The organism is Streptomyces sp. NPDC050806 (assembly GCF_055586425.1).
In genome coordinates, this window is sequence record NZ_JBVJIF010000007.1 from 436,714 (window position 1) to 455,366 (window position 18,653).

21 protein-coding genes are annotated in these 18,653 nt (G+C 70.8%); 13 read left to right on the top strand and 8 right to left on the bottom strand.

Going from position 1 to position 18,653, the window contains the following annotated elements; translation table 11 throughout:
• Positions 1–26 precede the first annotated feature (26 nt).
• Positions 27–410: a hypothetical protein gene (locus tag ACZ6WH_RS24060; RefSeq protein ID WP_469730448.1), complete on the bottom strand. Its 384-nt coding sequence runs from the start codon at positions 408–410 to the stop codon at positions 27–29.
• Positions 411–516: 106 nt separating this feature from the next.
• Here ACZ6WH_RS24060 and ACZ6WH_RS24065 point away from each other — a divergent pair, with 106 nt between their 5' ends.
• From ACZ6WH_RS24065 to ACZ6WH_RS24105, 9 genes are all read left to right on the top strand, one after another.
• Positions 517–843: a hypothetical protein gene (locus ACZ6WH_RS24065; RefSeq protein WP_361568040.1), complete on the top strand. Its 327-nt coding sequence runs from the start codon at positions 517–519 to the stop codon at positions 841–843.
• A 164-nt stretch (positions 844–1,007) separates the two neighbouring features.
• Positions 1,008–2,276 carry a L,D-transpeptidase gene (locus ACZ6WH_RS24070; RefSeq protein ID WP_469730450.1) on the top strand — a complete coding sequence of 423 codons (1,269 nt, stop codon included), beginning with the start codon at positions 1,008–1,010 and terminating at the stop codon, positions 2,274–2,276.
• 165 nt (positions 2,277–2,441) lie between these two features.
• Positions 2,442–3,755, top strand: coding sequence for a DUF2786 domain-containing protein (locus ACZ6WH_RS24075; protein ID WP_469730452.1), 1,314 nt, complete (start codon positions 2,442–2,444; stop codon positions 3,753–3,755).
• 163 nt (positions 3,756–3,918) lie between these two features.
• Positions 3,919–4,740 carry an SAM-dependent methyltransferase gene (locus ACZ6WH_RS24080; RefSeq protein WP_469730454.1) on the top strand — a complete coding sequence of 274 codons (822 nt, stop codon included), beginning with the start codon at positions 3,919–3,921 and terminating at the stop codon, positions 4,738–4,740.
• A 106-nt stretch (positions 4,741–4,846) separates the two neighbouring features.
• Positions 4,847–5,197 carry a hypothetical protein gene (locus ACZ6WH_RS24085; RefSeq protein ID WP_469730456.1) on the top strand — a complete coding sequence of 117 codons (351 nt, stop codon included), beginning with the start codon at positions 4,847–4,849 and terminating at the stop codon, positions 5,195–5,197.
• 113 nt (positions 5,198–5,310) lie between these two features.
• On the top strand, positions 5,311–5,988 hold the full coding sequence (locus ACZ6WH_RS24090) for an SDR family NAD(P)-dependent oxidoreductase (RefSeq protein WP_469730458.1): 678 nt from the start codon (positions 5,311–5,313) through the stop codon (positions 5,986–5,988).
• 264 nt (positions 5,989–6,252) lie between these two features.
• Positions 6,253–6,555, top strand: a complete 303-nt coding sequence (locus ACZ6WH_RS24095) for a hypothetical protein (RefSeq protein WP_399719042.1) — start codon at positions 6,253–6,255, stop codon at positions 6,553–6,555.
• Complete coding sequence (locus ACZ6WH_RS24100; protein ID WP_469730460.1) at positions 6,552–7,256, top strand: hypothetical protein; 705 nt, start codon at positions 6,552–6,554, stop codon at positions 7,254–7,256. Before ACZ6WH_RS24095 ends, ACZ6WH_RS24100 begins: the two co-directional genes overlap by 4 nt.
• Positions 7,257–7,265: 9 nt before the next feature.
• The gene (locus ACZ6WH_RS24105; protein ID WP_469730462.1) at positions 7,266–8,747 is read left to right on the top strand and encodes a putative T7SS-secreted protein; all 1,482 of its coding nucleotides are present in this window, start codon (positions 7,266–7,268) and stop codon (positions 8,745–8,747) included.
• 1 nt (position 8,748) lies between these two features.
• Here ACZ6WH_RS24105 and ACZ6WH_RS24110 read toward each other — a convergent pair whose 3' ends face one another.
• From ACZ6WH_RS24110 to ACZ6WH_RS24125, 4 genes are all read right to left on the bottom strand, one after another.
• Positions 8,749–9,234 carry a hypothetical protein gene (locus ACZ6WH_RS24110; protein ID WP_469730464.1) on the bottom strand — a complete coding sequence of 162 codons (486 nt, stop codon included), beginning with the start codon at positions 9,232–9,234 and terminating at the stop codon, positions 8,749–8,751.
• Positions 9,227–9,910, bottom strand: a complete 684-nt coding sequence (locus ACZ6WH_RS24115) for a hypothetical protein (protein ID WP_469730466.1) — start codon at positions 9,908–9,910, stop codon at positions 9,227–9,229. The genes ACZ6WH_RS24110 and ACZ6WH_RS24115 overlap by 8 nt, the downstream gene beginning before the upstream one ends.
• Positions 9,911–10,149: 239 nt before the next feature.
• Positions 10,150–10,809, bottom strand: a complete 660-nt coding sequence (msrA, locus tag ACZ6WH_RS24120; protein WP_469730467.1) for a peptide-methionine (S)-S-oxide reductase MsrA — start codon at positions 10,807–10,809, stop codon at positions 10,150–10,152.
• A 116-nt stretch (positions 10,810–10,925) separates the two neighbouring features.
• Entirely contained in the window at positions 10,926–12,068 is a 1,143-nt protein-coding gene (locus ACZ6WH_RS24125; protein ID WP_469730469.1) for a hypothetical protein, read from the bottom strand.
• Positions 12,069–12,272: 204 nt separating this feature from the next.
• On the opposite strand from ACZ6WH_RS24125, the gene ACZ6WH_RS24130 reads away from it, so the two are divergent.
• Positions 12,273–13,433, top strand: a complete 1,161-nt coding sequence (locus tag ACZ6WH_RS24130) for a cystathionine gamma-synthase (RefSeq protein ID WP_361568075.1) — start codon at positions 12,273–12,275, stop codon at positions 13,431–13,433.
• Between the two features lie 64 nt (positions 13,434–13,497).
• Here the strand turns inward: ACZ6WH_RS24130 and ACZ6WH_RS24135 are convergent, their stop codons facing one another.
• The 3 genes from ACZ6WH_RS24135 to ACZ6WH_RS24145 all read right to left on the bottom strand — a co-directional run bounded on the left by ACZ6WH_RS24135 (position 13,498) and on the right by ACZ6WH_RS24145 (position 14,892).
• Entirely contained in the window at positions 13,498–13,749 is a 252-nt protein-coding gene (locus ACZ6WH_RS24135; protein WP_469730471.1) for a hypothetical protein, read from the bottom strand.
• On the bottom strand, positions 13,746–14,237 hold the full coding sequence (locus ACZ6WH_RS24140) for a sigma factor-like helix-turn-helix DNA-binding protein (protein WP_432858292.1): 492 nt from the start codon (positions 14,235–14,237) through the stop codon (positions 13,746–13,748). The genes ACZ6WH_RS24135 and ACZ6WH_RS24140 overlap by 4 nt, the downstream gene beginning before the upstream one ends.
• Before the next feature lie 154 nt (positions 14,238–14,391).
• The gene (locus tag ACZ6WH_RS24145; RefSeq protein WP_432858294.1) at positions 14,392–14,892 is read right to left on the bottom strand and encodes a MarR family winged helix-turn-helix transcriptional regulator; all 501 of its coding nucleotides are present in this window, start codon (positions 14,890–14,892) and stop codon (positions 14,392–14,394) included.
• Between the two features lie 216 nt (positions 14,893–15,108).
• Between ACZ6WH_RS24145 and ilvA the strand changes: the two genes are divergently transcribed.
• The 3 genes from ilvA (at position 15,109) to ACZ6WH_RS24160 (ending at position 18,602) form a co-directional block, all read left to right on the top strand.
• Positions 15,109–16,356, top strand: coding sequence for a threonine ammonia-lyase (gene ilvA / locus ACZ6WH_RS24150; protein ID WP_432864651.1), 1,248 nt, complete (start codon positions 15,109–15,111; stop codon positions 16,354–16,356).
• Positions 16,357–16,647: 291 nt separating this feature from the next.
• Complete coding sequence (locus ACZ6WH_RS24155) at positions 16,648–17,736, top strand: ATP-binding cassette domain-containing protein (RefSeq protein WP_469730474.1); 1,089 nt, start codon at positions 16,648–16,650, stop codon at positions 17,734–17,736.
• A complete protein-coding gene (locus ACZ6WH_RS24160; RefSeq protein ID WP_469730476.1) occupies positions 17,733–18,602 on the top strand; it encodes an ABC transporter permease in 870 nt (289 codons plus the stop codon). The genes ACZ6WH_RS24155 and ACZ6WH_RS24160 overlap by 4 nt, the downstream gene beginning before the upstream one ends.
• The last annotated feature ends 51 nt before the right edge of the window (positions 18,603–18,653 follow it).

An 18,653-nucleotide genomic window follows, 5' to 3' on the forward strand; every position in this document is an offset into this window, starting at 1 on the left:
GGCTCCTCGGGCCGCCTACCGGCCCCTCAGGCCATCTCGCCCCGCGACCGACGCACGGCGAGGGTGACCAGGGCGGCCCCGATGCCGAGGAAGGCCGTGCCGCCGACGGCGTACGGGGTGGTGTCGATCGAGCCGGAGTCGGCGAGCCGGACCTCGTCGGCGCCCTGCGCGCCGTCCGTGCCGACGGTCTGCGTGTCCGTTACGGCCCGCGCCCGCTCGCCGGTGGCGGTGCCGCTCCCGGCCGCCGTGCCCGGTCCGGCGGGCGCGTCCTGGCCGACCGCGTGGACGGCGGCGGCCTGCCGGCTGCCGGTGTGCTGCTCGACCGAGGCGTTGGCCGACGGGACGAAACACAGCGCGATCAGCACCGAGCCCGCCGCAGCTGCAGTCACCAGTGGTCGGCGTGCGGTCACGGAACGATCCCCCTTCACGGCTCGGCGCGTTGGCCGTTACGCAGATGTTAGTAACAGCCGCGGGTCGCGGGGAAGCCAGGGCCCTGACGTGCTTACGCTCCGTGGCATGAGCAACGGTGACACATCACGGTTTGTCCGCCTGCGCGTCGAGCTGGTCATGGAGATCACGGAGCCCGACCTGCTGACCGGCGCGGCCCTCGACGGTATCAGTGGCGAGGAACACATGACCGACCAGGAGCGCAGCTACGCGCGGGAGGCGGTGCAGGGCGAGCCGGCCGAGGCCGTCGCGCACCTCATCGACCCCTTCGACCTGGTCAACGACGTACCCGGCGTCGAGCTCGCCCAGGCGTCGTGGACGAGCGAGGAGACCGACTACGACCCCGACGCGGAGGAGTGGGAACTGGGCGACACAGGGGACGACGAAGACGTGTGACGTCCGCCTCCACGGATGCGGAACCTGAGGTGTCCTTTCCCACACTTTCCCGTGCATGGAACGGCAAATAGGGAACAGGCGTTCATCATGGGAGCGACCGGGACCAAGTGTGCCCGGATTGCTCGGGGAGGACCTCAGGTTCCGTAGCAATGGAGAAGTAACTGATGACGGACAGCAAGCGCCGCAAGGGCTTCATAGCCACCGCTGCGCTGCTCGGCGGTGCGCTGACGCTCGCGGCCTGCGGCGGCGGTGGCAAGGCGAGCGGCGACAGCGGCGGCTCGGGGCCGCCCGAGAAGCACGAGAAGCAGGAGCAGGTCGACCGCGCGGCGGCCAAGGACGCCTCGGACGCCACGATCAAGATCGCTCCGAAGAGCGGCGCCGCCAACGCGGGCATCAACAGCGACACCAAGGTCACCGTCGCCCACGGCAAGCTGACCGACGTGACGATGACCTCCCTCGCCACCAAGGAGAAGGTGGCCGGCACCCTCGCGGCCGACGGCAAGTCCTGGAAGCCGCAGTCCCCGCTGCAGCGCTCGACGCAGTACAAGATCACCGCGCATGCCGAGGACTCCAAGGGCCGCAAGGCGGTGGAGAACTCCACCTTCACCACCGTCTCGCCCACCAACAGCTTCATCGCCAACTTCACGCCCGAGGACGGCTCGACCGTCGGCGTCGGCATGCCGGTCTCCCTCAAGTTCGACAAGCCGGTCAAGAACAAGGCCGCCATCGAGTCGAAGATCAAGGTCGCGGCGAGCAGCAACCAGAAGGTCGTCGGCCACTGGTTCAGCGACACCCGTCTGGACTTCCGCCCGGAGGAGTACTGGAAGGCCGGTACGAAGGTCAGCATGGACCTCGACCTGGACGGCGCCGAGGCGTCGCCCGGCGTGCAGGGCATCCAGGACAAGACCGTCAGCTTCGACGTGGGCCGCTCCCAGGTGAGCACCGTCGACGCCAAGACCCATCAGATGACCGTCCAGCGCGACGGGAAGACGGTCAAGCAGATCCCGATCTCGGCCGGCGGCAAGGAGAACCCGACCTACAACGGTCAGCTGGTGGTCTCCGAGAAGTTCGAGCAGACCCGCATGGACGGCTCGACGGTCGGCTTCAAGAAGAAGGACGGCAAGGGCGAGTACGACATCCCCGACGTCCCGCACGCCATGCGGCTGTCGGACTCCGGCACCTTCATCCACGGCAACTACTGGGGCAAGGGCATCTTCGGAAAGGCCAACACCAGCCACGGCTGCATCGGCCTTGCGGACGCCAAGGGCGCCAAGAACGACAAGACCGACGGCGCCTGGTTCTACGACCACTCCCTCCTCGGTGACGTGGTCGTCATGAAGAACTCCCCGGACAAGACCATCCAGCCCGACAACGGCCTGAACGGCTGGAACATGGACTGGTCGCAGTGGAAGGCGGGCAGTGCCCTCCAGTGACCCGGCCGACCTGAGGACCTCGCCGGGGGCCGTGTGTCCGCACGGGCCCCGGCGGCCGAAGACCTGACGGCTTCCCCGGCCGTACGCGGGCGGCACTCCGGACCGGTGTCCGGGTGCCGCCCGTCGCCGTCCGCGCCGCACCGTACGCGTACGTACAGTGACCCGGTGGGTGACAAGGACACGGGGCGCGGCGGGCGCCGGGAGAAGACGGCCGGGAACGCGGCGGCGGAGGCCGTGGCACGCGTGCTCGGCACGGTCCGGTACGCCGCCGACGGCCGGGACGCCGAGGACGCCGTCGAGACCGGTGCCTCGGTGCTGAGCGCCGACCCGGCGGGCCCCGAGGTCGTGAGCCGGGCGCTGCTGGCCGCCGCCGCGGCGGTCGTACGCGGCTGCTGGGAGGGCGGCTGGCACCCCGCCGACCTGGTACGGCTCGTACGGCGCGCGGACGCCGACACCGGCCTCGCCGCGGACCTCGTCGCCGCGGAGATCCGCCGCTACCCCGCCGACGGCCTGCCGCCCCGCTGGGCCGGCCAGCTGCGCGAGGCGGGCGCCGAGGCCTGGTGGCCGGACGACGGCGGCTACCTGGACGCGCTGGCCCGGCGCCGCCGCGCCACCCGCTTCGAGACGCTCTGCGACGTCCTGGAGGCGCTGCGCGTCCTCGGCCGGCTGCCCCGGATCACGCCGTCCGGCCCGCTGCCCGGCGAACCGGGCGCCCGGCCGGCCGCGGCACGCACGGCTCCCGGCTCCGGCACGGCTCCCGGCTCCGGCACGGCTCCCGGCTCCGGCCCGGCCGCCGGCGAGCCCCGCGTCCTCGGGCGCATCCGCGGCCTGCTCGCCAAGGCCGAGTCCACCGACTTCCCCGACGAGGCCGAGGCGCTCTCCGCCAAGGCCCAGGAGCTGATGGCCCGGCACAGCGTCTCCGAGGCGCTGCTCGCGGGCGCCGCCTCCGCCGACGGCCCGGACACCCTCCGTATCGGTGTCGACGGCCCGTACGAGAGCACCAAGGCGCTGCTGCTGGACGCGGTGGCCGTCGCCAACCGCTGCCAGGCCATCTGGTCCCCGGAGGCCGCCTTCACCACCCTCGTCGGCTTCACGCCCGACCTGGACGCCGCCGAGCTGCTCTACACCTCGCTCCTCGTGCAGGCCACCACGGCCATGCACCGGGCCGCAGACGCGCAGCACACCCGCGGCAGATCCCGCCGCACCAAGGACTTCCGCCAGTCCTTCCTCGCCGGATACGCCTCCCGCATCCGTGACCGGCTCACCGACGCGGCCGGACACGTCACCGCCGAGGCCGCAGAGGAGGCGCCCGACCTGCTGCCGGTGCTCGCCGCGCGGGACCTCGCGGTCCAGGAACGCACCGGCGCACTCTTCCCCGAGACCACGGCCGTACGGATGCGCGGCGTACGCGACGCGGACGGCCTGTACCAGGGCTACGCAGCGGCGGACCGCGCCCGCCTGAACCCTGACGAGTCGTAGCGGCTCCTGGCCCCGGGAGTCCTGGTGGCCGTCGACCTCATTGGCCACAGGCTTCCCATCGCACCCACTGGCCCCTACTTCCCCTCCATCCCCAACTTCCCCACTGGTAACGTCACTTACCGATGGCCGGTGCGGACCGGTACCGGCCGGGAGGGGTACGGACATGACGGACGGCGGGCACGCGGAGACGGGGTCCCGGATCAACACCGGGGTCGCGCACAACGCACGGGTCTGGAACCACTGGCTCGGCGGCAAGGACAACTACGCCGTCGACCGGCAGGTCGGCGACCACGTCACCGGCCTGTACCCGAGCATCGGCGACGTGGCCCGCGCCGACCGGGCCTTCCTCGGCCGCGCGGTGCGCCACCTCGCGGGTGAGGAAGGCATCCGGCAGTTCCTCGACATCGGGACCGGCCTGCCCACCGCCGACAACACCCACGAGGTCGCCCAGCGCGTGGCGCCCGACGCCCGCGTGGTCTACGTCGACAACGACCCCATCGTGCTCACCCACGCCCGCGCGCTGCTCACCAGCGCGCCCGGCGGAGTCACCGACTACATCGACGCCGACGCGCACGACCCGGACGCGATCCTGCACGCGGCCGCCCGCACCCTGGACTTCGGCCGGCCCGTCGCGATCATGTTCCTCGGCATCCTCAACTTCATCGTGGACACCGAGCGGGCGCAGCGGACCGTGGACCGGCTGCTCGCCGCCGTGCCGTCCGGCAGCCACCTCGTCCTCACCCACCCCACCCTCGAACTGGGCGGCGCGGGCAACACCGAGGCCATGCGCTTCTGGAACGAGAACGCCACCCCGCCGATCACGGCCCGCACCGGTGCGGAGATCGCCGGCTTCGCCGCCGGCCTGGACCTTCTCCCGCCCGGCCTCGTCTCCTGCACCCGCTGGCGCCCGGACCCGGCCCTCGACGGCACCCCCGCCGAACCGCCGGAGGTCGCCCAGTACGCCCTGGTGGCCCGCAAGCCGTGACACGCGGCCGGTACGCCCGTCCGCTCGTACCGGCCAACTGCCCTGCTCGCTCCGGGCGTTAGTGAGACGTTAGTGGATCACCAAGCCGCCCGGACATCCTGCCGCCATGCCGATCACCGTCACCCCTGTCACCGGCTCCCGCGGCCGCTCCCGTGCGGGCGCACGCGCCCGCCGCGCCGTCCTGGCGTCGGTGCTCGCCGCGGCCGCGATGTCCCTGACGGCCTGCCGGGGTGACGGCACGGGCGTCCGCCCCATCCCGGAGTCCTCGGCCCCATCGAGCTCCGCCTCGCCCTCGCCCACGTCCGACGGGCCCACGCCCCACGGGCGCACGTCCGCCTCGCCGACCTCCGTCCGGCCCACGCCCGCCCCGCGTACGCCGGAGCTGCCCACCGCGCTGCCCACCTCTTCCCCCACCGTTCCGCCCACCGCGGCGGCCACCGAGCCCTATCGCCCGTGAGGACGCGTACGGAGGCGTGCGCGTGGGCACACAAAAGAGGCGCACTCGACAAGTGATCAGCCGGCGCGGCCGTGGCAGTTCCGGGTCTCCCGCCGGCGCGGAGAGGAGCAGCGGTGGCCAGGACTCTCGTGGTGGTCGGTGCCGGACCGGGGCGGGGCATGGGCGTGGCCCGCGCCTTCGGACGCAGGGGCTTTCGCGTCGCCCTCATCGCCCGTACGAAGGACCGGCTGGACACCCAGGTCGCCGAGCTGGCCGGGCTGGATATTCCCGCGGCCGCGTTCCCCGCCGACATCCGTGACCGGGACGCGCTCGCCGCGGCGCTCGCGCAGGCGACCGAGACACTGGGCCCGCCCGACGTCCTGGACTACGGCCCGGGCCCGTCCGGCCCGGTCACCCACGCGGCCCAGACCACCGCCGCCGCGGCCGCCGCCCAGTTCGACCTCTACGTCCTGGGCGCGATCACGGCCGTGGGCCAGGTGCTCCCGGACATGCTCGCGCGCGGTTCCGGCACGTTCCTGATGACCACGGGCCCCGCGGCGACCACCGCAGCACCGTCCGAGGCCAACGCCGGCCTCGCCATGGCCGCCCTGCGCAACTACGCCCGCTCACTCCACGCCGAACTCACCCCGCACGGCATCCACGTAGCCGCCATCACCCTCACGGCCCCGCCCAAAACCCAAGAAGCCGCCGACACCCTCGGCGCCCGCTACCACGCCCTCCACGACCACCACACCCCACCCGAAGCAATCCTGACCCCCGAGGGAAGCCCCACCCCTCACCCCTCTGCCTGAGTCACTGTTGCCGGGCAGTTGAAGCCCACGCATATGGCCCCGTCCCAGCCCGCTTCCGGCGAGTTCGAGGCTCAACGACGGCTGGGGTGAGCATGCCTGCCGCGAAACCGTGAGTGCGCCGATGCATCGGTTGTCAGGAGCGGCTGCACGGGCGCCCAACACTTCAATCGCTCCATGTCTTACGGTTGTTTAAGATTCTGGCGGCACACGCGATCTCTCGCGTAACAGATAGGTCGAGATCGCGATTTTGGGGGAAAACCAGACATGGGGTCAGAGGGGAAACTCGCCATCAGTCTCGCCGGGCTGGGGCATCTGGCGAGTCAACTGCGCTCGATCAAGCGGCGCATGGATGACACCGGCAACTTCAAACGCCAGCTGGGTCACGACGAACTCGGAGCAAGTCGGGCCTTTGACGCGCTGCAGGGCTTCCTGGACGGCTGGAAGGACGGCCGCAAGGAGATCGACAACGGCGTGGACGCCGTGGCGAAGCAGGCCGGCGAAATCGTGGAGAAATTCACCAAGCTCGACCTGGACCTCAAGAATCAGCTCGAAAAGGGGCGCAAGTGAGTGAGCCTCTTGAAGGTAATTCGACGGTCTCGACTGGGACTTCCGCCGCGGCGGCTCGCGAGGTGCTCGGGCTGCACATCCTCGTCCCCAGTTCCTGGTACGAGTTCGACATTCATCCGGCGACGGTCGACACGTCCATCCGGGAGGCAGTCGCGGCCCGGATCAAGGAACGGCCGGAACTCGCCGAACACCGTTCGACACTGAAGAAGATGCTGCGCAGGGCGGCCGCGGAGGCGCGCGACGCGAATGTCGTCTACGCCGGTTCCATGATGGAGATCATCGACGGCGAGCCGATGACGGCGAACTTGACGGTGAGCGTTTCGCAGGCCGAGGACAAACGGACCGGAACGCTGGCCAAGACCCGTTTGGACACCCTGCTCGCCACCTTCAACCCGATTCCCCCAGGCCCGCGGCCCACCGACGTGTGGCGCCGGGTGAGCCTCGTCGAGCTGCCGGACGCCGGTGCGGCCGCCCGCAGCGAGGGCATCGAGGAGATCGAGGTGCCGAACGACAGCCGCAGTTACCGCGCGGTGATGATGCAGACCCTTGTCCCTTATCCCGGGAACAATCCCAAAGTCGCCGTGATCAGCGCGAGTACCCCGCAGCTCGCTCTGGTGGAGCCGATGTTGGAGCTCTTCGGCGCCATCACCGACACATTCAGCTTCGTCTTTGCGGAGCCCGACCGCGAAACGCCGAGCTGAGAGACGGACATGGCACGCCCAACGGACTGGCACAACCTGGACCTCCCAGGCGACCCGACCCCCGGAGACCATCTCGAGCTGCAGAGTCAGGGTCGGACGTACAAGACGTTCGTCCAGGACATCGACGAGGTGCGTCGAGGGCTCAAGACGGCCTCCAAGGACTCCGTCCTCGCCGAAGCGGTCGGCAAGGCCATGGACTCCTTCAAGGAAAACCTCGACAAACTGCCGGGACAGCTGGACAAGCTTCACGCGAGTTACAGCAAGCTGGCCGAAGCCTTGCTGTCGTACGCGCACAAAATGGATATGGCGCAGTCGGAAGCGGACAGTGCGCTGTCCAAGGCCCGCACGCTTCGCGGTGAACTGAAGTCGGCCGAACACCGCCTTCACAACGCTTCCTCGGCAGCCGACCGGGCGTCAGAAGCGAAGAAGCGCGTGCACAAGCCCGGCTCCGGAGACCCGCCGCCACCGGACTCGGCGAAGGTGCGGCAGGCGACACGTGACGCCTCGTACGCCAATGGACAGAAGGACGCTGCGCAAGGCCAGGTGGACAGCCTTCATACGCAGCTCGCTGAGCTGAAGACGAAAGCCGAGAACGCGGGCAAGGATCACAGCAAGGCCACCGACGACTTCGTGCGCGATGTCGAGGCGGCGTCGGACGCCGGCATCCAGAACAAGAAGTGGTACGAAAAGGTCGGCGACTTCATCGCCGATCACTGGGACGCCATCGTCACCGCCTGCAAGATCTTTGTGGCCATTGTGGGACTCGTGCTCCTCTTCGTCAGCGGTGGCTGGCTGGTGGCCATCTTCCTCGCCGCGGCACTGATCGTCTTGGCCGATACCATCAAAAAGGTCGCCCAGGGAAAGGCGGGTTGGGGCGACCTGGCCTTTGCCGTGCTCGACTGCATCCCGGTAGTGGGCAAGATCGCCATGGTGGCCAAGGCGGGCAAGCTGCTGGGCGGCATGAAGACGGCGGTGCGGGTGGCAAAGATCGAACGGAAGATGTCCGGCGTGATGAAGGTCTGGCGTGCCGGCTCGGAACTGAAGGGTGCCAGGAAGGCCGCCTTTGCGTTCGGCAAGCTAGAAGCCAAGAGCACTGCCACGGACTTTATGAACGGCGGAGTGGACCGAGTCCAGAAGAACTGGAAGATGAACCTCGCCGGCTCCGCAATCGGTGTCGGAGCCGGCTCCGCGGTCGAGAAGGGATTCGAGAAGGCGCCCGGCCTCCTCAACAAGACTCCGCTGACCAATTGGAGCCAGAGCGAGTACGGCAGGATCAGCATGGACTACGCCGGCAAGGGCAGTCTCGGGACGCAGGTCGTGATCGGCACCACGGCAGGCCTGGCTACCAGTATCGGCAAGGCAACGTTCAACTCGGTGGTCTTCGGGCAATCCTTCGATTCGAATACCCTTCTCGCCGATACGGCCAGCGGGGCCGGCGGCAAGGGGTTGGCTTACAGTCCCGGCCTGTTGGCGGCCAGGCCTCTCCGCTGAATCACCCTGCAATGGCTTCGAATCGAGCCAATGCTTGTTCGGTGCGGGGACGGTAGTCGCGGTACTCGAGACTGCCGTCCTCCGCGACCTCCGCGACATCGGTCGGCCCACTGATGCGCGGGAGGTGAGTCCTTGCCACCTCTTGGCCTGCCAGCAGTAGTGCGTGTGCAACTGCCTTCGATGGGGATTCGTCGATCGTTTTTCCCCAACGGCTGATCACCATGGTCCCGTCTCTCTTGAGCTTGAACGTCACCGTGACCATGAAGTTGTGCCGATACGTTCCGCGCCCACGCTCGATGATCTTCCCCACCCCGTCGAGCAGATCGAGCAGTACTTGGAACACGAGCAGGCCGGGGCCGCCCTCGGCAGACTTGCTTTCCCGTGTCGTAATCTGCCCCGAACTGCCCACCACGTCGAGGTGGCCCATGAACATGCCATCGGTGATGTCGTCCTGGCCGGGGTGCACGGTGAAGCGGAACTCAGGCATTGCGGCCACCTTTGCGATCGAATTCTCGGGCCAATTCCTCTGTGATGGGTTCACCGCTGATCCAGGCAGACCTGGCCCGATGCCAGGCGGCTTCGCTCACGCCTTTCGGGCGGCCTTGAACGTTCAGGAATTCGTGCCGCGGCAGCACGGCGATCAAGTAATCCGGTCGCCCGCGCAGCGCGACCACGCCGCCGAATCGCGGGTCGCCTGCGAACTGAAACCCATGCTCGGACGCCTTGTTCAGCACGCGACGCCATTTCAATCCCGGTGTGGACCGCCGGGCAATCACCGCAATGTTCTTCCCCGGCTCGTCGGGATTGGGGACGTGAAGGCGCTTGTGTTGGGCCCTGTGTCCCGAGTCGCCCGTTTTTGGCATGCGGACGGGCGTGGGTGTGACGTCTTGCCAGGGGTAGGTCTCCAGGACCCGCTTCATGCCTTTCAGTTGGTCCTGACGGCGCGAGAGCGCAGCAATCCACAGCACCGGCGGGGCGGCCAGAAGGCAGTACAGGTACATGAGCATGGTCGCATCGCCGCCAACCTCCACGGCAAGAACCACGAGCACAAAGGTCGCGATGGTCAGCAGGATCAACGACCACAGGACTTGGCGCCTTGCTCTGCGCCATGCTCGCAGGGTATCCGGATCGCGAAAAGCGCCCTGATGTGCTTGTTCCGACATGGAGTGGTGCTCTCCCTCGGTGGTAAGGCCCGTGGTTCGCCAAACTCGCCGCATGGAAGCCGCAGCCGACATGGACGGCGGGCACTGACCCTACCAATGGAGCGTCCTGAGCTGTCAGCTGACATCGAGGCCCCTTATGGGGCCCTTTATCGTCATGTTCAGTGCAGAGTTGGATCGCCTATCCGGTGCCCGCTATTGAGTAATAAGGCGGGATCGCCGGCGTCGGCGGTCGCCGTCCGTCAGCCCTCCGTCCGAGCCACCCCCACCGGGCAGGAGACGCCCGTGCCGCCGATGCCGCAGTAGCCGGCGGGGTTTTTGTCGAGGTACTGCTGGTGGTAGGGCTCGGCGGGGTAGAAGGGGCCCGCGGGGAGGAGTTCGGTGGTGATGTCGCCGTAGCCGGAGCCGGTGAGGACCTTCTGGTAGGCGTCTCGGGAGGTCTCGGCGGCCTGCTGCTGGGCGGGGGAGTGGGTGTAGATCGCGGAGCGGTACTGGGTGCCGACGTCGTTGCCCTGGCGGAAGCCCTGGGTCGGGTCGTGGGACTCCCAGAAGACCTTGAGGAGGGTGGCGTAGGAGACCTTCGACGGGTCGAAGACGACGCGGACCGCCTCGGTGTGGCCGGTGTGGCCGCTGCAGACCTCTTCGTACGAGGGGTTCGGGGTGTGGCCGCCCTGGTAGCCGACGAGGGTGGTCCACACGCCGTCGGTCTGCCAGAACTTCCGCTCGGCGCCCCAGAAGCAGCCCAGGCCGAAGTCGGCCACCTCAAGCCCTTCCGGATACGGCCCGAGCAGGGCGTTGCCCAGGACGGTATGGCGCTCGGGGACCGTGAACTCCGGCTCGGAGCGGCCCTTCAGCGCCTCCTCGGCGGAGGGGAGGTGGTTCTTGAAGCGGGAGAACAGCATCGCGATCAGGCTCCGGGGGAGAGGGCGGGACGGGGGTGGGCCGTCGTTCCGTGAACGTCCCGGGTGGAGTGGGAATTCCGAGGAGGGAATTCGGGGCGGGGATTCCGGGGCGGGCGTCAGGACGGCGGGAGGGCGGCCGGAGTGCCGCCCTGGGACTCCCAGCCGGCGACGGCCAGGGCCCGGTAGGTGGCGTAGGCGGCGGCCGGCTGCGTGGCGTACGACCAGGGCACGGCGCCGACGTGGCCGTCGACGTGGCGCAGCTGCTCCATGGCCTCGGCGTACCGCTCCGCCTGGACGAGGAACCAGACCAGGAGGTGGCGTACGTGCGGTGCCACCGGATGGTCGGCGGGGGCCTGGCGCAGCGCGTAGTGCGCGCCCTCGATGGCGCGCTCGACCACCGCGCTCTGGAAGAGGCTGCGGACCATGTTGGCCTCGGGGAGGTGGTCGAAGACGGAGAACAGGGGGAGGGCGGGGAGGAGCGACTTCGCGGGGGCGCCCGAGGCCGCGCGCTCGGTGAACGCGTCGGCGTCCTCCTTGGAGCCGTGCCACTTCTCCGACCAGTACGGCAGCGCGGCGAGGTGCGCGCCCATGTGGTGCGGCGCGCGCTGGACCACCTTGGACCAGAGCTCTTCGTAGTCGGGGCGGCGCTCGCCCAGCCCGCGGGCCACGGCCAGCTCGATGATGTACGGGACCGGGCTGCCGGGGGCCAGCAGCCGCGCCTCGTGGCAGACCGTACGGGCCTCCTCAAGGATCATGCGGAAGTCCTGCGAGCCGGGGTCGCGCAGCGCCTGGACCACGAGGAACTGCGCGTGCGTCTGGGCGCCGCCGGAGTCCTTGGGCTTCTCGGAGCGCCAGGTGCGCAGCCAGATGCCGCCACGGGAGCCGCCCGGTGCGTCGGCGTGCGAACCCGGCGCGCCCTCCTGTCCGGGCGCCGTCGCGAAGGCCGCGGCGCCCGCCAGCGTCTGTACGCGCTGCCACCGCCGCTCGTCCCCCTCGGGGGTGCCCGCCAGCAGCCGGGACGCGGGCTGCCAGTCCTGCGTACGCGCGATCTCGGCCAGCGTCTCCGCCAGCTCCGGGTCGGGCCCCGGCAGCCGTGCGTCCAGCTGCTCGGCGGGGACGAAGCCGTAGTCCGCCATCGGGTCGGCGGCCGCCGCCATGCCCCGGCCGGCCTGCTGCAGCGCGCGCCGCCGCCGTGCCAGGGGATAGGCGACGATCCCCGCGAAGGCGAGGAGGGCGAGGAGAAGGAGCAGTACGTCCATGGGGAGTCGTTTCCAAGATCGGGTCGTCAGGCGCGCGGCGCCGGGCGGCGCGGGCGGTGCGGTGGCTTGTCGGGCTGTCGGGCTTGCGGGGCTCGTCGGTGGCCGGGTCGGTGGCTCGTGGGTGTGTCCACTTGTATCCACTCTCCAGCGAAGCAGAAAGTTCCTGGGCGTGCGCCGGGCCGGGGGCGACTACCCTCGGCAGACATGAGTGATCAGCGCGGACAGCGCCATCAGCACTTCGAAACCCTCGCCATCCACGCGGGGCAGGAAGCGGACCGGACGACGGGCGCGGTATCGGTGCCCATTTACCAGGTCTCGACGTACAAGCAGGACGGGGTCGGCGGCCTGCGCGGCGGCTACGAGTACAGCCGCAGCGCCAACCCGACGCGTACGGCCCTGGAGGAGAACCTCGCGGCCCTGGACGGCGGCCGCCGCGGCCTGGCCTTCGCCTCCGGGCTCGCGGCCGAGGACTGCCTGCTGCGGACCCTGCTCGTCCCCGGTGACCACGTCGTCATCCCGGACGACGCCTATGGCGGCACGTTCCGCCTCTTCGCCAAGGTCGCCGAACGCTGGGGCGTGGAATGGTCGGTGGCCTCCTCCTCCGACCCGCAGGCCGTACGGGAGGCGATCCGGCCGCGTACCAAGGCCATCTGGGTCGAGACGCCCAGCAACCCGCTGCTCGGCATCACCGACATCGCGGCCCTCGCCGACGTGGCGCGCACCGCGGGCGCCAAGCTCGTGGTCGACAACACCTTCGCCAGCCCCTACCTCCAGCAGCCGCTCGCGCTCGGCGCCGACGTGGTCGTCTACTCCACGACCAAGTACATGGGCGGCCACTCCGACGTGGTCGGCGGTGCGCTGGTCGTCAACGACGACGCGCTCGGCGAGGAGCTGACCTTCCACCAGAACGCCATGGGCGCCATCGCCGGGCCGTTCGACGCCTGGCTGGTCATGCGCGGCATCAAGACGCTCGCCGTACGGATGGACCGGCACAGCGCCAACGCGGCGCGGGTCGCGGAGCTGCTGACCGCGCACCCGAAGGTGACCAAGGTCTTCTACCCGGGCCTGCCCGACCACGCGGGGCACGAGATCGCGGCGAAGCAGATGCGGTCCTTCGGCGGCATGGTGTCCTTCCAGGTCGCGGGCGGTGAGCAGGCCGCGGTCGACGTCTGCAACCGCGCTCAGCTGTTCACCCTGGGCGAGTCGCTGGGCGGCGTGGAGTCGCTGATCGAGCACCCCGGCCGGATGACGCACGCCTCGGCGGCGGGCTCCGCGCTGGAGGTACCGGCCGACCTGGTCCGCCTCTCGGTCGGCATCGAGTCCGTCGACGACCTGCTCGCGGACCTGACCCAGGCCCTGGGCTAGACGTACGAGACGCACCGGTACGGCCGGCCGCCCGCCCCGGGGGCCGGCCGTGCCGATGCGGTCCTCACCACCCTTCCAGCGGCGGCGTCGTATGCGTCGGCGGCGGCATCCACGGCTGCTGGGTGACGGCCCAGACGGTGAACGCCACCGCCGCCAGGAACAGCAGCAGCCAGCCGGCCAGGCCCAGCCGGCGGCGCCACCGCAGCAGCCGGCGCCCGCGCACGGAGGCCCGCAGCCCGAGGTCGGGCGGGACGAGGGGGTGCGGCCCGTCGAGCATCCGCCGCACCTCGGCCTCCTTGCGGTCGGGCGGGCTCACGGCGGCACCGCGCCGGCGCCCGGCGAAGCGGCGGGGGGCGCGGTGCCGCGCCGGGTGCTGCGCATCTCGGCGACCGCCCGCAGGCACAGCGCGTGCACCCGCTCGGCGGGCAGGCCCAGCAGGGCCGCGGTCTGCTCCTCGGCCACGCCCTCGTACAGCCGCAGGACGAGAATCAGCCGTTCCTGGGGCGGGAGCCGGTCCAGGAGGCCGCCGCGCGGCCGCCGGTGGCGCCGGGCCGTGCGGGCGAAGTGCCCGGCCAGCTCCTGGCGGGTGCGGTCATAAGGATCCTCGCCGCGCAGCCGGTCCCAGGACGCGTACGTACGGGAGAGCGCGAGGGTCAGCAGCTCCTCTGCGGCCGGGGCCGGGCCGCCGGACGGTTCGCCGGTCAGCAGCGTGGCCGTGTGCAGCAGACGGCCTGCCGCGCCCGCGACGAACGCCTCGAACTCCCGGGCGCGACGGCACTCCCGAGCAGACCGCCGCTCTCGCACAGCGCCTCCTGCCTAGGGGGCCCGGACCGGGGACAGGCTCCGGGGCCTCGCGGGCCCGGCGGCCCGGCGATGGCTCCATGGCACGGCAGCGCGGGCACGGCGGTCAAGAGCCGTGCGGCAGGCGGCGCGGCTCCGGGGCCGCGCGGGGACCGGCTCAGGAAGCCGGCGTCCCCGGGGACAGTGAAGCGGTCACCGTCGAGAGCGAGGCATTGAAGCGCGTCAGGAGCGTGGTGAAGGCGTTGCGCTCCTCCTCGCTCCACTCCTCTGTGACCAGCGCCATCAGCTCACGGCGCGACGCGCGCACCTCTTCCAGGCGGGCCCGGCCGCGCTCGGAGAGCTGGAGGACGACCGCGCGCCCGTCCTCGGGGTGCGAGGCGCGGGTGACCAGACCCGCGTCGACCAGCGGCGCGACCTGGCGGGTGACCGTGGAGGAGTCGATGCCCATGCCGGCGGCCAGGGCCTTGACGCCCATCGCGCCCTCCTGGTCGAGCCGGTTGAGCAGCAGGTAGGCGGCGCGGTCCATGGAGTTGCGCGCCTGCCCGACACCGCCGAGCCGGCTCTGTTCTGCGCGGCGGGCGAAGACGGCCACTTGGTGTTGCAGCGCGTCGAGAAGAGCGGGATCGATGTGGGTCGTCATGTCCGAAGAGGTGGGCATGGCCGGATGCTCGCTTCATGGAGGTGCGTACGGATTGGGGGACAGAGTACGCGGCCCGCGCGAGGACCGTACCGGCGCTGACCAAAGATGTACGGCCGCGGGCCGCGCCCCCCGGCCGCGGACGCCCGCCCCGCCGTGAGCTGTAAGACTGGCGCCATGGCCGATCACACGCCGCAGACACCCGCTTCCGCCGCTCCCGGTACCGCCGGTTCCGCGATGGCCGCTTCCGTCACGGGAGCCGCAGGAGCCACAGGGGTGCTTCCCGCCGTCACGCTTGACGACATCTACGGTGCGCAGAAGCTGCTCTCGGGGGTGAGCCGGTCCACCGCGATGGAGGGCAGCCGTTTCCTGTCCGGCCTGGTGGGCGCGCCGGTCCACTTCAAATGCGAGAACCTCCAGCGCACCGGCTCGTTCAAGATCCGTGGCGCGTATGTCAGGATCGCCGGACTGACGCCGGAGGAACGTTCCGCCGGGGTGGTCGCGGCGAGCGCCGGCAACCACGCCCAGGGCGTGGCGCTGGCCGCCTCCCTGCTGGGCGTCCGCTCGACCGTCTTCATGCCCGAAGGGGCGCCGCTGCCCAAGGTCGCAGCCACCCGTGACTACGGCGCCGAGGTGCGGCTGCACGGCCAGGTCGTCGACGAGACGCTGGCCGCGGCGCAGGAGTACGCGCGCGAGACGGGCGCGGTCTTCATCCACCCATTCGACCACCGCGACATCATCGCCGGTCAGGGCACGGTCGGCCTGGAGATCCTGGAGCAGTGCCCCGAGGTCCGCACGATCGTGGTGGGCATCGGCGGCGGCGGGCTCGCCGCGGGCGTCGCGGTGGCCGTGAAGGCGATCCGCCCCGACGTACGGATCGTCGGCGTGCAGGCGGCCGGCGCGGCGGCGTACCCGCCCTCGCTGGCCGCAGGGCACCCGGTCGCGATCGAGTCGCCGACGACGATGGCGGACGGGATCAAGGTCGGACGGCCGGGCGACGTGCCGTTCGGGATCATCGGCGAGCTGGTCGACGAGGTCCGTACGGTCTCCGAGGACGCGCTCTCCAGCGCGCTGCTGCTCTGCCTGGAGCGCGCCAAGATGGTCGTCGAGCCCGCCGGGGCCAGCCCGGTGGCGGCGCTGCTGTCCACGCCGGAGGCCTTCCAGGGCCCGGTGGTCGCGGTGCTGTCCGGCGGCAACGTCGACCCGCTGCTCATGCAGCGCATCCTGCGCCACGGCATGGCCGCCGGCGGCCGCTACCTCTCGCTGCGGCTCCGCCTCACGGACCGTCCGGGCGCGCTGGCGACGCTGCTGGGCGTGCTGTCCGAGCGGGACGCGAACGTGCTGGACATCCAGCACGTACGGACCGACCCGCGGCTCGGTCTCACGGAGGCCGAGGTCGAACTGCACTTGGAGACGCAGGGCCCGGAGCACTGCACGGAGGTCGGGACGGCCCTCCAGGAGGCGGGCTACACGGTGATCGCCTGACCAGCCGCCGTACGGGTCCGGGCGTGCGCCCCGGACCCCGCGCGCACACCGACGGCCGGTGCCCTCACGGGGGCACCGGCCGTCCGCGCGTCCACCTGCACACACTCAAGCCCTATCGCGTTGTATCGCGTTTGGCGTAACATCCGTGGAACGGTCGCCGTAAGTACCACCCGGCGCGGGTCACTCCTGTGGCGCAATCGTGGCGTCCCGTCACGCCGGTCGTCCGTCGCGCGGGTGAAAACCGGCAAACGTAAGATTTTCCTCGAAACCCCCAACTCCGGGAGGGCCTGGATGCCAGGCGCTATTTACGCCGAGGGGCTCGTGAAGACCTTCGGCGATGTGAGGGCTCTGGACGGTGTCGACATCGACGTCCCGGAAGGGACCGTCCTCGGTCTGCTCGGTCCGAACGGTGCCGGCAAGACCACCACGGTCCGGGTCCTGACGACCCTGCTGCGGCCCGACAGCGGCCGGGCGGAAGTGGCCGGGATCGACGTACTGGAGCGCCCCGACGACGTACGGCGCGCGATCGGCCTGTCCGGCCAGTTCGCCGCCGTCGACGAGTACCTGACCGGCCGGGAGAACCTCACCATGGTCGGCCGGCTGTACCAGATGGGCGCGAAGGAGGCGAAGGTCCGGGCCGGGGAGCTGCTCGACCGGTTCCACCTCGCCGACGCCGGTGACCGGCCCGCCAAGACCTACTCCGGCGGCATGCGCAGACGCCTGGACCTGGCCGCCGCGCTGGTCGTCAGCCCGCCCGTGATGTTCATGGACGAGCCGACCACCGGCCTGGACCCGCGCAACCGCCAGCAGCTCTGGGACGTCATCCAGGAGCTGGTGGCGGGCGGCACGACGCTGCTGCTCACCACCCAGTACCTCGAAGAGGCCGACCACCTCGCGCACGACATCTGCGTCGTCGACCACGGCCGGGTCATCGCGCGCGGCACGTCCGACCAGCTCAAGGCGCAGACCGGCGGCGAACGCGTCGAGGTGGTCGTGCACACGCCCGATCAGCTGGGCACGGCCGACGAGGTGCTGCGCGGCTACGGCAAGGGCGCGACCAAGGTTGAGTCGCACACCCGCAAGATCACCGTGCCGGTCACCGGCGGCGCGAAGCTGCTCGCCGAGGTCATCCGCGAGCTGGACGTCCGCGGTGTCGAGATCGACGACGTCGGGCTGCGCCGCCCGACCCTGGACGACGTCTTCATCTCGCTGACCGGCCACGCCGCCGAGACGCCCGCCGAGGGCGAGGAGAGCGGCGACGGCACGGCGGACGGCGACCCGGGCGCGGACGGGCCCACCGGCCGCAGAGGCCGGCGGAAGCGCGGGAACAAGGCGGACGGCGGCGGAGACCGGCGGGCGGCACGGGAGGCGGCGAAGTGACCACGGTGACGGAAGCGGCACGGCGGGCCCGCGCCCCGCGGCCGGGCGGCGGCACCGTCCGGTCCGTACGGGACTCGCTGGTGGTCGCCGAGCGCAACCTGATCAGGATGGCGCGCATCCCCGAGATGGTGATCTTCGGGCTGGTGCAGCCGATCATGTTCGTGGTGCTGTTCAGCTACGTCTTCGGCGGCGCCATCGCGCTGCCGGGCCAACAGGGGCCGATCGACCCCGCGCAGTACCGCGAGTTCCTGATGGCGGGCATCTTCGCGCAGACCGTCACCTTCGCCACGGCGGGTGCCGGCGCGGGCATCGCGGACGACATGCACAAGGGCCTCATCGACCGCTTCCGGTCGCTGCCGATGGCCCGCGGCGCGGTCCTCACCGGCCGTACGCTCGCCGACCTCGTGCAGACGGCGCTCACCCTCGTCGTGCTCGCGGCCGTCGCGCTGATCATCGGCTGGCGCACGCACGAGAACCTCGGCAAGGTGCTGGCCGGCTTCGGCCTGCTGCTCCTGCTCGGCTACGCCTTCTCCTGGATCGGCGCGCTGATCGGCCTGTCCGTGCGGACCCCGGAGGCGGCGACCTCCGGCGGCCTGATCTGGCTCTTCCCGCTGACGTTCATCTCGAATGCGTTCGTGCCGTCGGACTCGATGCCGGCGTTCCTGCGGCACATCGCCGAGTGGAACCCCTTCAGCGCCACCGTGCAGGCCGCGCGCGACCTCTTCGGCAATCTGCCGCCCGGCTACCCGGTGCCGGACGCCTGGCCCATGCAGCACCCGGTCCTGGCCTCGGTGCTCTGGTCAATCGTGATCATCGTGGTCTTCCGCACGCTGGCGGTACGGAAGTACCGGTCGGCGACGGCCTGAGCGCAGGCGGCGCGTGCCGCGTGCGGACGTGGGGCGTGACACCTGCCGCGT

Coding starts and splice junctions, on each gene's coding strand:
- ACZ6WH_RS24065 (WP_361568040.1), top strand. CDS start 517: ATGAGCAACGGTGACACATCACGGTTTGTCCGCCTGCGCGTCGAGCTG.
- ACZ6WH_RS24070 (WP_469730450.1), top strand. CDS start 1,008: ATGACGGACAGCAAGCGCCGCAAGGGCTTCATAGCCACCGCTGCGCTG.
- ACZ6WH_RS24080 (WP_469730454.1), top strand. CDS start 3,919: ATGACGGACGGCGGGCACGCGGAGACGGGGTCCCGGATCAACACCGGG.
- ACZ6WH_RS24085 (WP_469730456.1), top strand. CDS start 4,847: ATGCCGATCACCGTCACCCCTGTCACCGGCTCCCGCGGCCGCTCCCGT.
- ACZ6WH_RS24095 (WP_399719042.1), top strand. CDS start 6,253: ATGGGGTCAGAGGGGAAACTCGCCATCAGTCTCGCCGGGCTGGGGCAT.
- ACZ6WH_RS24105 (WP_469730462.1), top strand. CDS start 7,266: ATGGCACGCCCAACGGACTGGCACAACCTGGACCTCCCAGGCGACCCG.
- ACZ6WH_RS24110 (WP_469730464.1), bottom strand. CDS start 9,234: ATGCCTGAGTTCCGCTTCACCGTGCACCCCGGCCAGGACGACATCACC.
- ACZ6WH_RS24115 (WP_469730466.1), bottom strand. CDS start 9,910: ATGTCGGAACAAGCACATCAGGGCGCTTTTCGCGATCCGGATACCCTG.
- msrA (WP_469730467.1), bottom strand. CDS start 10,809: ATGCTGTTCTCCCGCTTCAAGAACCACCTCCCCTCCGCCGAGGAGGCG.
- ACZ6WH_RS24125 (WP_469730469.1), bottom strand. CDS start 12,068: ATGGACGTACTGCTCCTTCTCCTCGCCCTCCTCGCCTTCGCGGGGATC.
- ACZ6WH_RS24130 (WP_361568075.1), top strand. CDS start 12,273: ATGAGTGATCAGCGCGGACAGCGCCATCAGCACTTCGAAACCCTCGCC.
- ACZ6WH_RS24145 (WP_432858294.1), bottom strand. CDS start 14,892: ATGCCCACCTCTTCGGACATGACGACCCACATCGATCCCGCTCTTCTC.
- ilvA (WP_432864651.1), top strand. CDS start 15,109: ATGGCCGCTTCCGTCACGGGAGCCGCAGGAGCCACAGGGGTGCTTCCC.
- ACZ6WH_RS24155 (WP_469730474.1), top strand. CDS start 16,648: ATGCCAGGCGCTATTTACGCCGAGGGGCTCGTGAAGACCTTCGGCGAT.